The sequence below is a fragment of the Cytobacillus sp. NJ13 genome, assembly GCA_030348385.1.
In the GTDB taxonomy this organism is placed as follows: Bacteria; Bacillota; Bacilli; order Bacillales; family Cytobacillaceae; genus Cytobacillus.
Window position 1 is genome coordinate 2335120 of the sequence record JAUCFP010000006.1, and the last position, 14881, is coordinate 2350000.

9 protein-coding genes, 16 tRNA genes and 2 rRNA genes (1 of these 27 cut by a window edge) are annotated in these 14881 nt (G+C 43.1%); 1 reads left to right on the top strand and 26 read right to left on the bottom strand.

Annotation, left to right across the window (positions count from 1 at the left end; all coding sequences use genetic code 11):
• Positions 1-8: 8 nt before the first annotated feature.
• From QUF73_11385 to QUF73_11415, 7 genes are all read right to left on the bottom strand, one after another.
• Complete coding sequence (locus tag QUF73_11385) at positions 9-1037, bottom strand: Gfo/Idh/MocA family oxidoreductase (protein ID MDM5226825.1); 1029 nt, start codon at positions 1035-1037, stop codon at positions 9-11.
• Between the two features lies 1 nt (position 1038).
• Positions 1039-1779 carry a ThuA domain-containing protein gene (locus QUF73_11390; protein MDM5226826.1) on the bottom strand — a complete coding sequence of 247 codons (741 nt, stop codon included), beginning with the start codon at positions 1777-1779 and terminating at the stop codon, positions 1039-1041.
• Between the two features lie 16 nt (positions 1780-1795).
• Positions 1796-2524, bottom strand: coding sequence for a response regulator (locus QUF73_11395; GenBank protein ID MDM5226827.1), 729 nt, complete (start codon positions 2522-2524; stop codon positions 1796-1798).
• Position 2525: 1 nt separating this feature from the next.
• A complete protein-coding gene (locus tag QUF73_11400; protein MDM5226828.1) occupies positions 2526-4325 on the bottom strand; it encodes a sensor histidine kinase in 1800 nt (599 codons plus the stop codon).
• Between the two features lie 147 nt (positions 4326-4472).
• Positions 4473-5759, bottom strand: coding sequence for an ABC transporter substrate-binding protein (locus QUF73_11405; GenBank protein ID MDM5226829.1), 1287 nt, complete (start codon positions 5757-5759; stop codon positions 4473-4475).
• Positions 5760-5828: 69 nt separating this feature from the next.
• Positions 5829-6656, bottom strand: a complete 828-nt coding sequence (locus tag QUF73_11410) for a carbohydrate ABC transporter permease (protein ID MDM5226830.1) — start codon at positions 6654-6656, stop codon at positions 5829-5831.
• Positions 6656-7597, bottom strand: a complete 942-nt coding sequence (locus QUF73_11415) for a sugar ABC transporter permease (protein ID MDM5226831.1) — start codon at positions 7595-7597, stop codon at positions 6656-6658. Before QUF73_11415 ends, QUF73_11410 begins: the two co-directional genes overlap by 1 nt.
• A gap of 489 nt (positions 7598-8086) precedes the next feature.
• Here QUF73_11415 and QUF73_11420 point away from each other — a divergent pair, with 489 nt between their 5' ends.
• On the top strand, positions 8087-8992 hold the full coding sequence (locus tag QUF73_11420; protein ID MDM5226832.1) for a nuclease-related domain-containing protein: 906 nt from the start codon (positions 8087-8089) through the stop codon (positions 8990-8992).
• Positions 8993-9533: 541 nt separating this feature from the next.
• Here the strand turns inward: QUF73_11420 and ltrA are convergent.
• The 19 genes from ltrA to QUF73_11515 all read right to left on the bottom strand — a co-directional run.
• Positions 9534-10793, bottom strand: a complete 1260-nt coding sequence (gene ltrA, locus QUF73_11425) for a group II intron reverse transcriptase/maturase (GenBank protein ID MDM5226833.1) — start codon at positions 10791-10793, stop codon at positions 9534-9536.
• 592 nt (positions 10794-11385) lie between these two features.
• A tRNA-Leu gene (locus tag QUF73_11430) sits at positions 11386-11466 on the bottom strand.
• Positions 11467-11490: 24 nt separating this feature from the next.
• Positions 11491-11579 (bottom strand) — tRNA-Leu (locus QUF73_11435).
• A gap of 27 nt (positions 11580-11606) precedes the next feature.
• Positions 11607-11680 (bottom strand) — tRNA-Cys (locus QUF73_11440).
• Between the two features lie 18 nt (positions 11681-11698).
• Positions 11699-11773: transfer RNA gene (locus QUF73_11445), tRNA-Gly, on the bottom strand.
• 4 nt (positions 11774-11777) lie between these two features.
• Positions 11778-11852, bottom strand: a tRNA-Gln gene (locus QUF73_11450).
• 58 nt (positions 11853-11910) lie between these two features.
• Positions 11911-11986 (bottom strand) — tRNA-His (locus QUF73_11455).
• Positions 11987-11997: 11 nt separating this feature from the next.
• Positions 11998-12071, bottom strand: a tRNA-Trp gene (locus tag QUF73_11460).
• A gap of 7 nt (positions 12072-12078) precedes the next feature.
• Positions 12079-12162: transfer RNA gene (locus QUF73_11465), tRNA-Tyr, on the bottom strand.
• 17 nt (positions 12163-12179) lie between these two features.
• Positions 12180-12255: transfer RNA gene (locus QUF73_11470), tRNA-Thr, on the bottom strand.
• An 18-nt stretch (positions 12256-12273) separates the two neighbouring features.
• Positions 12274-12346 (bottom strand) — tRNA-Phe (locus QUF73_11475).
• 170 nt (positions 12347-12516) lie between these two features.
• Positions 12517-12593: transfer RNA gene (locus QUF73_11480), tRNA-Asp, on the bottom strand.
• A gap of 3 nt (positions 12594-12596) precedes the next feature.
• Positions 12597-12670, bottom strand: a tRNA-Met gene (locus tag QUF73_11485).
• Between the two features lie 9 nt (positions 12671-12679).
• Positions 12680-12755: transfer RNA gene (locus QUF73_11490), tRNA-Val, on the bottom strand.
• A 4-nt stretch (positions 12756-12759) separates the two neighbouring features.
• Positions 12760-12834, bottom strand: a tRNA-Glu gene (locus tag QUF73_11495).
• Positions 12835-12849: 15 nt separating this feature from the next.
• Positions 12850-12940 (bottom strand) — tRNA-Ser (locus QUF73_11500).
• A gap of 3 nt (positions 12941-12943) precedes the next feature.
• Positions 12944-13018 (bottom strand) — tRNA-Asn (locus tag QUF73_11505).
• A 20-nt stretch (positions 13019-13038) separates the two neighbouring features.
• Positions 13039-13155: ribosomal RNA gene (gene rrf, locus QUF73_11510) — 5S ribosomal RNA — on the bottom strand.
• A 127-nt stretch (positions 13156-13282) separates the two neighbouring features.
• Positions 13283-14881 (bottom strand): 23S ribosomal RNA (locus QUF73_11515) (it continues 1337 nt past the right edge of the window).

A 14881-nucleotide genomic window follows, 5' to 3' on the forward strand; every position in this document is an offset into this window, starting at 1 on the left:
GTTGCACCTCAATTAATTCTGACAATCTGCTTTGTTTCGCTTGACTGCAGCGCAGCAAGTATCACTTGGAGCGACTTCATTCCCTCGGAACCAGGAATCGCAGGCTCCTGTTCATTTAAGATACTTTCAACAAAATGATCAATAACGCCTGAATTCTTTTGTCCTCCTTCTTCATTTGTCTGGATCCCGCCGAGTTCGTACTTCACTGTTTCACCGTTTGCATACTGAACAACGAGAGAATGCACCGGATCATCCTCTAATCTCAAAATTGCCTTTTCTCCATAAATAATGGTGGAATTGTCTTCTTTTGAGACATAAGACCAGCTTGCAGCCAATGTACCGATCACACCGCTTTCCGTTTTCAAAACGCATACCGCTGTATCATCGACATCAGCACCAATCTTGGCACTTGTCTCTACAAATGCTCCTACCTCAGCAAACTCTTCTCCCAGCAGATAACGCAGCAAGTCGGTCTTATGTACACCAAGGTCGCCCATGGCGCCAATAAAAGCCTGATCTTTTTTGAAGAACCAGCTTTCTTTGCCATCTGCACTCCATCCCTCTGGTCCGCCGTGGCCAAAGGCTGTCCGGAAACTATAGATTTTTCCCGCTTCACCTTTTGCAATCAATTCCTTTGCTTTTTTATGAGATGGAACAAAGCGCTGATTATGAGCAATCATTAACTTCTTTCCATTTTTAAGGGCTGCTTCAATCATGTCCTCTGCCTCTTCCTTAGAAGTTGCCATTGGCTTTTCACATAATACATGCTTGCCTGCGTCTAATGCTGCAGCTGAAATGGGGGCATGCAGGGTGTTCGGGGTGCAGACACTCACAGCATCTATATCCGGATTAGCCAACAATTCTCTATAATCGGTGTACACCTTCGCCCCATACAAGCCGGCAAACGCATTTGCACGCTCTTCATTAATATCACATACCGCTGCAATGACAGCCCCGCTGCTTGCATGATATTCAGGCATATGCCGATGCTTAGCTATACTTCCGCATCCAATAATCCCAATTTTGAGTTGTTTCATCTTAATTTTCCACTCCTTCTTGACTCACTCTGATTCTCTCCAATGGCTTCGCATTTCCATAGACCGGTACGGGAAGATCAGCTGGCTTTGCCCACTTAACAGCATTTTTAATAACCTGCTGAACATCCTTATGATAATAAGTTGGATACGTTTCATGTCCTGGGCGAAAATAAAAGATTTTCCCTTTTCCGCGCCTGTATGTACAGCCGCTCCGGAAAACTTCCCCGCCTTCAAACCAGCTCACCATTACAAGTTCATCCGGTGCAGGGATATCAAAATGTTCCCCATACATTTCTTCTTTTTCAAGTTCAATATATTCCCCAAGTCCTTCTGCAATGGGATGACTCGGATCTACAATCCAAATCCGTTCCTTTTCATCAGCTTCTCTCCACTTTAGATCACAGGATGTTCCCATCAATGCTTTAAAAATCTTAGAGAAATGTCCGGAATGCAGGACAATCAGCCCCATTCCCTCCAGCACTCTTTGTTTTACTTTTTCAACGATTGCATCCTCAACTTCCCCATGCGCGAGATGTCCCCACCAGACCAAAACGTCTGTTTCCTGTAAAACAGCATCACTAAGTCCATGCTCAGGCTCATCCAATGTAGCTGTCTTTACTTTATAATCTTCTTCATTAAATAAATCTGCAATGGCACCGTGAATACCATCGGGATAGACAGACCTTACCTTTTCATCCTTTTGTTCATGACGATTCTCATTCCAGACAAGCACGTTGATCATGATCTTCCTCCTTCTGTTAGTTCATACTTCTATATTCATTTGGGGAAATCCCCTCTGTCTTTTTAAATACTTTGCTAAAATACTTTTCATCCTGATATCCGACCTGGAAAGCAATTTCATAGATTTTTAATTTAGGGTTCTGCAAAAGCTCTTTTGCCTTGTTCATTCGGACATTCGTAATAAAATCCGTTATGGTAGCCTGATATTCCTGTTTAAACTTTCTGGAAATGTACTCCCTGCTTAAATAAAATCTGTCTGCAATATCCTGCAGGTTAATATCCTTGTTATAGCTTTCCAGCAAAAACTTTTCTATTTGCTGAATCACATTCAGCTCCCCGTCATGCTCCTGCTGGCATCCCCCTGGAGGACTTTGCTGTTTCCATTCATTTATGGCTTTCTCCAGGGTTTCATTCAATATTTCAGGATCAATAGGCTTCAAGATATAATCAAAGCTTTTATAACAGATGGCATTCCTCATATAGTCAAAATCATCATATCCGCTGACGACAATCGTCTTGCTGGATAGATCCGAAGAATGAATCCATTTTAAAAGGCTTATGCCATCTCTCTTTGGCATGCTCATATCAGTGAATATGATTTCCGGGCGATGCTCTTTAATCAGCTTTATGGCCTCATTTCCATCTGCCGCCTCCATGATTGTGTCAATTCCAAAGCGGCTCCAATCCGCCAGAAGCATCAAACCTTCCCTCACATGTTTTTCATCATCCACAATAATTGCTTTCATCTTATCCACCTTCCATCCTTTTTGGAAGTTTAATAGAAACAAGCAGCCCTCCTCGCTCAAGATTCTTAAGCTGCAGGTATGCCCGATTGCCATAATAGAGTTTTAACCGGGTATAAACATTCTTCAGTCCGATATTCGTTAACTCACCCTTTTGTCCTATCCTGTCATTCATCAAATGCAATCGAATTTCCTCCAGCCTGCTCTCAGAGACGCCTGTCCCATTATCCTCGATTAGAATATCCAGATAAAATTCATCCTGTCTGCAGGTTATACTAACCTCTCCAGTTTTTTCCCGCGCATCAAAGCCATGCTTAAAGTAATTTTCCACTATGGGCTGTAAGATCATTTTCGGCACCTGAAACCCAAATGCATCTTCATCAAGCTGAAATCTGAACTGAAGCTGATCACCAAACCGCTCTTTTTGCAGCAGGAGATAGGCCCTGGTATGTTCAATCTCTCTTTGAAGAGGAACCATATCCTCCTCCATATTCATGCTGTAACGCATGATTTTAGAAAGGCGGGTAACAGACGAATAAATCTGCGGACCCTGATTTTTTAAGGCCGCTGTTCCAATCGATTGCAATGCGTTGTATAAAAAATGCGGATTGACCTGGGACTGCAGAACCTTTAGCTGATTGGTCTTGTTTTCAAGCTGAAGCTTATATTCACGATTGATCAAATCATTAATTTTATCTATCATTTGTTTAAATCGATCACCGAGATAACCAATCTCATCATTTCCAATAGATTGAAAACGGACATTAAGGTTCCCCTTTTCAACCTGATCAATATATTTCAGCAGGATTCTGATTGGTGAGGTGATTCTAACAGAGATAAATAGAGTGGCGAGAATAACCAGGATGAGTCCGATTACGCCAAACATTATATTGATTTTCGCCACGCTGAATGCACTTTCATATAAAGTGGTATATGGGACACGCTTAACAAGATACCATCCGCCAGAATTTTGCGATAACTTATCGAATATCATGACACCGTTGAATGAACCTTCCTTCCATTCAACCGTGCCATTTTTTTTATTTGTACTGATTACCCAATTGATCCAATCAGGCGTTTTAGTACCTTCATCAGTTTCATCAGTTTCATCAGTTGAACGGTAGATCAAATCACCTTCAGGAGATATTATATAGAATTCTTCATTTTCCTCCGAATAAAGATTACGGCTGATATTTGTTATTTGATCTGGTGAGAATTCCAGTGAGATATATGCCAATACATCATCTGATGGAATATTGATTAAAGATCTGTGAAGCGTTATTACATTTTTAGGCTTTTTGTCCTCAGGCTCCTTTATCTTATGAATAGGCTCAAGATACATGTTGCTTGGACTTTCTTTGGCTTTTTCGTAAAATTCCTGATTGGCATTTGTCAGCTTCTTTGAAAAAATAACTGTAGAGCGCCTGGAAGCTGTTATAAGACGATCTTCCTTTGCAACAGCAATGTTGACTCTTTTGATATTTTCTTCTGCATACAGTATCGTAGAAATCACATTTCTTACAGCTTCCACTGCCTGATAATTATTTTCCTTTTGGGGATCTCTTAAAAAGTTTATTAAACCTGGATTATTGTAAAGGGAAAGTGTTAATCCGTCCAGCTCATTTATGTAACCCTCCAGGTTCACTTTTCCTTGATATAATAGGTTGCTATTTTCCTTAATGGCCTGGTCTTTCAATGATTCCGCTGTATGGTAATAAGTGATGACAATAGACGCCCCAAATGGAACGATCGTGGCTACCATCAATAGAACAATCAGTTTATTCCTAATGCTCTTTTTGAACATTTACATCCCCCGCTGCTTTGTCTTTTACAATAGTATAAAGCGAACTTCCCTTTTTGGGGATGCCTTTTTGCTATGGGGTTTTGCATATTATTAAAATATAAAACAGAAAGCATATCTTCCGCAGACATGCTTCCTGTTTAACCAAATTTATTTCAAATTATCCCAGGATGCCTGGAAGCGTTCAATGAGCGTATCATAGTCAATCTTTCCTGCAGCGTATTCCTGGATTGTTGCAGCAAACTCTTTATTTGCACCATCCGGCCATCTGAACCATGTCCAAGGAACAGTTTTCTCTTCCTTAGAATACTCAAGAATATGCTGGCCAAGTGGCCCTAAACCGGTTGGCTCTATATTATCAAAGGCAGGAATGAACGCAAACTCTTCTGTGATATAACGCTTTCCTGTTTCAGAAGAAACCATCCAGTCAAGGAATAATTTTGCTTCTTCAAGATGCTCTGAATTTTTATTAAGAACCCAGTTGTTCGGAACGCCTACCGGTAAACGGTCTGCTTCAGCTTCATCATCAGTCAGCGGAATCGGGAGGAATCCCATATTAATTTCAGGGTTGATTTCAAGAATCATGTTTTCTGTCCAGTTCCCCTGCTGAAGCATAGCTGTTTTGCCGGAAGCAAATAGCGTCACTTGCGTATTGTAATCTGTTGTTAATGGATTTTCATTTCCGAAATTAATTTCAGTATCAAGCACTTCTTTGAATTCTTTAAATTTATCATTGCCAGTAATCTTTTCAGATCCGCTGTATAGACCTTCAATAAATGCCACCGGATCTTCCTGCTGTGCAAATGGAATATTTAATAAATGCTGGCCAATGACCCACCACTCTCCGTAACCGGCAGAGAAAGGGGTAATTCCTTTTTCTTTTAGTTTTTTAGCAGCATCCTTCAGTTCAGAAATCGTATTAGGTGGTTCAGTAATGCCTGCTTCTTCAAATAAATCCTTATTATAGATGAAACCGTAGCCTTCAAGGTTTACAGGCATTCCATAAAGTTTGCCGTCTGTATCGGTCATAGGAACTTTTCCAATTGGAAGCACATGCTCTGCCCAAGGCTCATTTGAAAGATCTGCAAGATGCTCTTTCCAAAGCTCCAATTCCTTAAATCCGCCATTGTTAAAAATGTCAGGCTGTTCGCCGGATGCAAACTTTGCTTTTAATGCGGCACCATAATCGGCTCCGCCTCCGACTGATTCAAGCTTTACTTTAATATTTGGATGCTCTTTTTCGAATTCGCCGATCATTTCCTGAAGCTGATCGGCAATCTCCACTTTAAACTGGAACAAATTCAGTGTTACCACTTCATCCTCATTCTTTGAATCATCCTTAGGCTTTTCATCCCCTGAAGAGCTTGAAGAAGAACAGCCCGCCATAATGCCCGCCATCAGAACCAATGACAGCAGTAATAGAGCAAAGCGTTTCATATTGTTTCCCCCCTGAATAATTTTTTATATAAACTTTAACAGACCATTTGGCTGGAAAAGTCTCTATAACTATTTAATAGAACCTTGTGCAATGCCTTTAATAATATGCCTCTGCAGAAACAGGAAGAAAATAACCACCGGGGTAATGCCCATTACAAGGGCGGCCAGTCCCATGTCCCACTGCTTTGTATATTGTGCAAAGAATGAGCTTGTAGCCAAAGGAATCGTCCTAAGTTCTGCATCCTGAAGCACAAGAAGCGGCAGCAGATAATCATTCCAGATCCACAATGTATTTAAAATAACAACCGTTACAGTGATTGGCTTTAGAAGCGGAAAAACAATTCTCCAAAAGACCCCAAACTGGCTGCACCCATCAATTCGAGCCGATTCTTCTATCTCTATTGGAACTGTTTTAATAAATCCGTGATAAAGGAAAAGCGATAATGGTACACCAAAACCAAAATACATAATGATGAGACCAGGTATGCTGTTTGTCAGATTCAGCGTGCCTCCCAGCTTCATCAGCGGTATCATGACCGTCTGGAATGGAATAACCATTGCTGATACAAATAACGCAAACAGGATTTTGCTGAATTTCCCCGGGGTGCGGACCATCTTCCAGGCAGCCATGGAACTAATGACAACAAGTCCAATATTGCTGATCACCGTAATTATAAGCGAATTCCAGAAGGCCCGCGGAAAATTAATAATATCCCATACCTTCAAGTAATTGGAGAATAAAAACTCCTGCGGCCACGCTGCAGCATCAATCAAAATATCTGCAAAGCCTTTTACAGAATTGATGATCACGAAATAAAAAGGTATGAGGAATATGACTCCTAATACGATTCCGATAATCTCGAGCAGAAACGTAACCTTCGTATATCTGGGATTCATTAGGCCTCAACCTCCCTTTTCTTGGTCATCATAACCTGAACCGTTGTAAAAATAGCTACAACAAGGAAGAACAAAATGGATTTCGCGGTACCCAGACCATACCGGTTATTCTGGAATGCTTCCTGATAGATATTAATCGCAACAGATTGTGTTGAATTAAATGGACCTCCGCCTGTCAGTGAAATATTCAGGTCGAAAATCTTAAATGCCATTGAAATAGTTAAAAAGAAACAAATCGTAAACGCCGGCAAAATAAGCGGAATAATAATTTTCGTCAGAAGTGTCCAGCTTGATGCCCCATCGATCCTGGCAGCCTCCAGCAATGTCTGATCAACCCCCTGCAGAGCTGCAATATAAATAACCATCATATATCCGCTGATCTGCCAGGCAAACACAATCACAATTCCCCAGAATGCCGTTGTCTCATCTCCAAGCCATGGCAGCTTAAAAACGGAAAGATCCGTTAGATTTCCAATAGCAGCAAACCCTTTTACAAAAATAAACTGCCAGATGAACCCAAGCAATAATCCCCCGATAACATTAGGAATGAAAAACACAGTCCGCAATAAATTCCTGGACTTCAATGCTGCGTTCAATAATAATGCAAGCCCAAAACCTAGTAAATTACTAATAATAACCGAAGCTAACATAAACTTGGTAGTAAAAATAAAGGAATCAAAAAACTTAGGATCATTCTTAAAAATCTTTATATAATTTTCAAGTCCGACCCATTCAACCACAGAACTGACGCCATTCCAGGACGTAAAAGAATAATAAATCCCCATCAAGAAAGGAATGATCTGAATCACCAGGAAAAAAATTAATGCCGGCCCTACAAAAGCACTGTATGTTAGGGTTTTTTTCAGATTTGCTTTTTTCCTGGATACTGTTTTAATCTCTGCCTTCACTGCTGGATCCTGAATCTCAACCTTTGTCTCCAATTCTTTTCACCGCCCCCTCATCTCTTGCAAACGCTTTCCTACATTATATTTGAAACCGTTTGCATATATAGGTGACTTAATTGACTAAAATAGTGCAATATTTTGACTTCTATTTTTCCAAATAGAAAACCCCCAATCAGGTGAGGGTTTAAGTCAATGTCTATATTCCCAGTTCTTCTAACACTGAATTCAACTTGGCAATTAAGTTAGGATTTCCTCGTTTACTTGCTGGGTCATTTCTAACACTAGTCAGCTGGCCATTGATTTTCAGAGCAATCTCATAAGACCCGGTTCGCCAAATGCGAATCCCATCAAGCTGAGCTGTCTTTTCTCCTATTTAGGCAGCTTAAATAGGTCGCTTTCGATTGTTTCCTTTCCCATATGCCTCTTCCTCTCTGAAACATTATCCTAATTGGTCTTAGCATAAGTACTTGTCCGGATGGGAAATATTGCATAGAATTAAGATGTATTAATGAAAGGATGTAAAATATGATATTAAAGCCTCGTAATGAAACAGAGGAATTAAACTTGCTTCGGTGTTTAAATAGAAAAATGCGACTTCATTCTAAAGATTACAGCCATTTTCTTAATTTAGAAAAAGGATTAACTGGAGAGAAGCTGTTTGATGAGCGGCTTGGGGAATTGCCTGATGAGTGGATTATCATTAATGACTTATTGCTGGAGTACAGAAATACCATTTTCCAGATAGATTCACTTTTGATTACTGGTGACTGCGTCTACATTTTTGAAGTAAAGAATTATGATGGAGACTATTATATTGAACAAGACAGATGGTACACTGCATCCAATAATGAAGTAAAAAACCCTCTGCTTCAGCTGCAGCGAAGTGAATCCCTCCTGAGAAGACTTCTCCAAGAACTTGGCTGTAAATCCCCTCTAAAAGCTCTTCTCATTTTTATTAACCCCGAATTTCATCTATATCATTCCACAATAAATTTTCCTGCTATATTTCCAGCACAAATTAACCGTTTTATGGACAAATTAAAAATGAAATCTCAGCCTCCAAATAAAATACATTTTAAACTAGCGGAAACACTAATGTCGTTGCATTTGGAGAAAACTTCCTTTGACAGGAGGCCGGAGTATACCTATGAGGGGCTTGAGAAGGGGATATCATGTTTATCTTGCAAAACCTTTTTAGCTCCTTTAAATAAATTAAATATGATATGTCCAAAATGTGGAATTATAGAAGATATTACACATGCAGTTACTAGAAGTGTAGATGAATATAAGTTACTATTTCCAGAACAAAAGATTACTACCGCCAGTATCCAAGAATGGTGCAAAACAATCCACTCAAAGAAAACCATAAGGAGGGCCCTGGTAAATAATTTCGACCTTATTAATACTGGGAGATCAACACATTACAAATAATGTTTTTATCATTCATTATGTTCTTGCAGCGGGGTAAAGCCCTTTTGTTCCCTTACTCCTCATATTTTGCTAGGGAAGGGCACGATTACTAGTCTTTCGTTCCCTTCCTCTTCTCATATTGCCAAGAACGGCATGATTACTACTCTTTCGTTCCCTTCCTCTTTTCATATTGTTAAGAACGGGCATGATTAGTACTCTTCTGTTCCCTTTCTCTTCTCATATTGCTAAGGACACGCACTCCTCCCATTTTATTTACCGGTCATCAAGAAGAATATTAATTTAGTTCCTGATAGAGATAATTTAATTAAACAATTTAAAAATAGGTTCCGAATAATTCAGAAGCCATTTCGAAACCACCCTCTGATTCGTTCAGAACCCTATATAATTACTTCTTACAGCCTAACTAGCAGCATTATTACAAGGAAAGTGATCTCACTTCAAAAATAAACTCAACTATCCCTTAATGAATCGAGTAGGAGGGGGTGACTAACCCCCGACCTCTCACACCACCGTACGTACCGTTCGGTATACGGCGGTTCAATTAAGTTTGACGTAGAAATTCATATCTTTGATATAGACTTTTAAGCCCTCGATTACTCCAATAGGAGTTATCGAGGGTTTTGTGTAGAATTGGACTAGAGGCTATTCTCCAATATTTCTTTCTGGAGTTTCCCCATTCGTATGCCTTTTGGTCAGTGACACCTAGACCTTTGAGTTTTCTTACTCTTGTCCTCGGTTTCTTCCATTGTTTCCATTCAATCATACGAAGTCTTCTTCTAATCCACTCATCGAATTCTTTAAATTTACTTGGTGTATCAGCCAATGCAAAATATCCACACCATCCCGTTAGATATTGATTTAGTTTCTCGATTCTAACTTCCATAGGAATTGGTTTAGAACGGGAGGTTAACCCCCTTATTTTAGTTTTAAGCTTTTTGATACTTTCATTTGCTATTCGAACCTTCGGTATCTTATTAAACGTAAAGCTAAAGCCAAGGAACTTTCGTTTCCACGGGCGATCAACCGCTGATTTTTCTCTATTTACTTTAAGCTTTAATTTCTGCTCAATGAAGCATGTAATCGAGTTCATCACTCGTTCTCCAGCTTTCTTCGATTTCATGTAAATATTACAATCATCGGCGTAGCGGACAAACTTGTGACCTCTCTTTTCTAGCTCTTTATCGAGCTTATCCAGAAGGATATTCGAAAGAAGAGGGCTCAGAGGACCTCCTTGTGGTGTCCCTTCTTCTGCATCATGGACTACACCATTTATCATGATTCCTGCTTGGAGATATTTCCGTATCAATTTCAAGACCAATCGGTCTTGGATTTTACTTGCCATTATCCCCATCAATTTATCATGATTCACTTTGTCAAAGAATTTCTCCAAGTCCATGTCAATCACCCATCTATAACCTTCACTAATAAATTCCCTTGCTTTACGAACAGCGTCGTGAGCTCTTCTTTTTGGTCTAAATCCATAACTATGTTCTGAGAAGGTTGGGTCAAAAAGCGGGGTTAGAACTTGGGCGATGGCCTGTTGGATGAACCGGTCTGTCACGGTAGGTATTCCTAGTAACCTTACTCCACCGTTCGATTTCGGGATTTCGACTCGACGGACTGGGTTAGGTTGATAGGTACCTTTCCTTAAAGAGTCACAAAGGGTGTCCCAGTTCTCATAAAGATGTCTTCGTAGGGATTTTACGGACATTCCATCTATGCCGTGACTCCCTTTGTTCTTCTCCACACGTTTAAGTGCTTCTATTAAGTTTTCCCGTGACAGAATCAGATCCATTAACATGTGATATTTCCTTTCGACGTGAACGTAGAAATCTAATTATGTTATTCCTGCTCCACCCTCATGAAGTCCCCTGTGGATTCACCACTTCCTCCTTCAAGTAAGTCCTTTCGGATTGTCTGCTTCTACACAGGAATTGTATGCCTAGTTTCTCGTTCTTCCTAATTGTTCAGTCCTTCCCTTACCGTCTCGAGTTGGTAAGGTACTATGACCTCTGCTGACTTCTAATTGTTCAGCTATCTATCATTAGATAGGTTACCAAGTGTACTTGGCGTTTCAATCAGACCTCCCCGGGTAAGAGTACAGTCTTTCCCTCCATCTATCTGCTCCATTTACTCTGTACCACCTTCGGCAGTAAGGATTTCGTTTTGATGTGCAAACTCATCCAATGGTACCTAGCCTTATATGAAGTTCGTGTTCCTCAGACCGGAGGTTTGCCGCTCGCTTCCTTCAGATTCCGCGTCACCGCGGACACCCTTGCGTTAAGCTAACCACTACTACTGCCTTCATGGCTCGGGACTTGCACCCTATAGACTGCACCCATGCCGGGCGCACACAAAAAAACAGTTTCCCAAAAGGGAAACTGTTTTTCAGATACCGGTGGCCGGGGTCGAACCGGCACTCCAGAGGAACACGATTTTGAGTCGTGCGCGTCTGCCAATTCCGCCACACCGGCATATTAAAATGTAGTAAAATCTTGTGGTGCCGAGGACCGGAATCGAACCGGTACGGTAGTCACCTACCGCAGGATTTTAAGTCCTGTGCGTCTGCCAGTTCCGCCACCCCGGCGTATATCAGCGAATCAAGATTAGATTATGGAGGCGGCAACCGGATTCGAACCGGTGGTAAAGGTTTTGCAGACCTCTGCCTTACCACTTGGCTATGCCGCCATAAATTAAAGATTATTCTGGAGCGGAAGACGGGATTCGAACCCGCGACCCCCACCTTGGCAAGGTGATGTTCTACCACTGAACTACTTCCGCAAAATGGCTGGGCTAGCAGGATTCGAACCTGCGAGTGACGGAGTCAAAGTCCGGTGCCTTACCGCTTGGCTATAGCCCATTGATCATTCATATTACATTTATATGAGAGTTATGCTCGTACTGTTACTTTAAAATTATGGGGCGACTGATGGGAATCGAACCCACGAGTGTCGGAGCCACAATCCGATGCGTTAACCACTTCGCCACAGCCGCCATTATTATATTGGCAGGGGTAGTAGGAATCGAACCCACATCAAAGGTTTTGGAGACCTTCGTTTTACCATTAAACTATACCCCTATATAAATGGTGGAGGGGGGCAGATTCGAACTGCCGAACCCGAAGGAGCGGATTTACAGTCCGCCGCGTTTAGCCACTTCGCTACCCCTCCATATTAACATAAAAAAATGGTGCCGGCGAGAGGACTTGAACCCCCAACCTACTGATTACAAGTCAGTTGCTCTACCAATTGAGCTACACCGGCCAATCAATTCAATAAAGGTGGCTCAGGACGGAATCGAACCGCCGACACAAGGATTTTCAGTCCTTTGCTCTACCGACTGAGCTACTGAGCCATATAAAATTATTAATCCTAAAGCTAGACACATGTGCTTCAAAGCTCTGCGTTCTTTGTCGCAGATTTTAAAAGCATGCTATTCGATGATGCTGAAGCTTCGCAGCTGCATTCTTTTAAAATCCTCTACCGGCTGAGCTACTGAGCCACATATAATTAACTTTGTAAAAATGGCGGTCCGGACGGGACTCGAACCCGCGACCTCCTGCGTGACAGGCAGGCATTCTAACCAACTGAACTACCGGACCAGATTGCGGGGGCAGGATTTGAACCTGCGACCTTCGGGTTATGAGCCCGACGAGCTACCGGACTGCTCCACCCCGCGGCAATAATATGGTGGAGGATGACGGGATCGAACCGCCGACCCTCTGCTTGTAAGGCAGATGCTCTCCCAGCTGAGCTAATCCTCCAAAATGGTGACCCCTACGGGATTCGAACCCGTGTTACCGCCGTGAAAGGGCGGTGTCTTAACCGCTTGACCAAGGGGCCAATGTGAAATTATAATGGCGGAGAGCAAGGGATTTGAACCCTTGATACGCGGTTAGCGTATACACGATTTCCAATCGTGCTCCTTCGGCCACTCGGACAGCTCTCCATTTGGCTCCGCAGGTAGGATTCGAACCTACGACCGTTCGGTTAACAGCCGAATGCTCTACCACTGAGCTACTGCGGAATAATGATATTTGTAAAACAGCCCGGCAGCGTCCTACTCTCACAAGGGGACAGCCCCTAACTACCATTGGCGCTGAGAAGCTTAACTTCCGTGTTCGGTATGGGAACGGGTGTGACCTTCTCGCCATCGCCACCAGACTATTTTTCAAAGACAAGTATTATTATACCGTCTTTTTATCATTTTTCAAGAGGAAATTTACTTTTTTTCGTTCCCTCAAAACTAGATAATGCATGAAGAAGTGTTTGCCGAGTATTCACCAATGACTTGGTTAAGTCCTCGATCGATTAGTATCAGTCAGCTCCACATGTCGCCACGCTTCCACCTCTGACCTATCAACCTGATCATCTTTCAGGGATCTTACTAGCTTGACGCTATGGGAAATCTCATCTCGAGGGGGGCTTCATGCTTAGATGCTTTCAGCACTTATCCCTTCCGCACATAGCTACCCAGCGATGCCTTTGGCAAGACAACTGGTACACCAGCGGTGCGTCCATCCCGGTCCTCTCGTACTAAGGACAGCTCCTCTCAAATTTCCTGCGCCCACGACGGATAGGGACCGAACTGTCTCACGACGTTCTGAACCCAGCTCGCGTACCGCTTTAATGGGCGAACAGCCCAACCCTTGGGACCGACTACAGCCCCAGGATGCGATGAGCCGACATCGAGGTGCCAAACCTCCCCGTCGATGTGGACTCTTGGGGGAGATAAGCCTGTTATCCCCGGGGTAGCTTTTATCCGTTGAGCGATGGCCCTTCCATGCGGAACCACCGGATCACTAAGCCCGACTTTCGTCCCTGCTCGACTTGTAGGTCTCGCAGTCAAGCTCCCTTGTGCCTTTACACTCTGCGAATGATTTCCAACCATTCTGAGGGAACCTTTGGGCGCCTCCGTTACTTTTTAGGAGGCGACCGCCCCAGTCAAACTGCCCACCTGACACTGTCTCCCGCCCCGATCAGGGGCGCGGGTTAGAATTTCAATACAGCCAGGGTAGTATCCCACCGACGCCTCCACCGAAGCTGGCGCTCCGGCTTCTCAGGCTCCTACCTATCCTGTACAAGCTGTACCAAAATTCAATATCAGGCTACAGTAAAGCTCCACGGGGTCTTTCCGTCCTGTCGCGGGTAACCTGCATCTTCACAGGTACTATAATTTCACCGAGTCTCTCGTTGAGACAGTGCCCAGATCGTTACGCCTTTCGTGCGGGTCGGAACTTACCCGACAAGGAATTTCGCTACCTTAGGACCGTTATAGTTACGGCCGCCGTTTACTGGGGCTTCGATTCAAAGCTTCGCTTGCGCTAACCTCTCCTCTTAACCTTCCAGCACCGGGCAGGCGTCAGCCCCTATACTTCGCCTTGCGGCTTCGCAGAGACCTGTGTTTTTGCTAAACAGTCGCCTGGGCCTATTCACTGCGGCTCATCAGGGCTATGCACCCTAATGAGCACCCCTTCTCCCGAAGTTACGGGGTCATTTTGCCGAGTTCCTTAACGAGAGTTCTCTCGCTCACCTTAGGATTCTCTCCTCGCCTACCTGTGTCGGTTTGCGGTACGGGCACCTTTTCCCTCGCTAGAGGCTTTTCTTGGCAGTGTGGAATCAGGAACTTCGGTACTAAATTTCCCTCGCCGTCACAGCTCAGCCTGTGTGGTAACGGGATTTGCCTCGTTACCGGCCTAACTGCTTGGACGCGCTAATCCAGCAGCGCGCTTACCCTATCCTCCTGCGTCCCCCCATTGCTCAAACGGTAAAGAGGTGGTACAGGAATATCAACCTGTTGTCCATCGCCTACGCTTTTCAGCCTCGGCTTAGGTCCCGACTAACCCTGAGCGGACGAGCCTTCCTCAGGAAACCTTAGGCATTCGGTGGA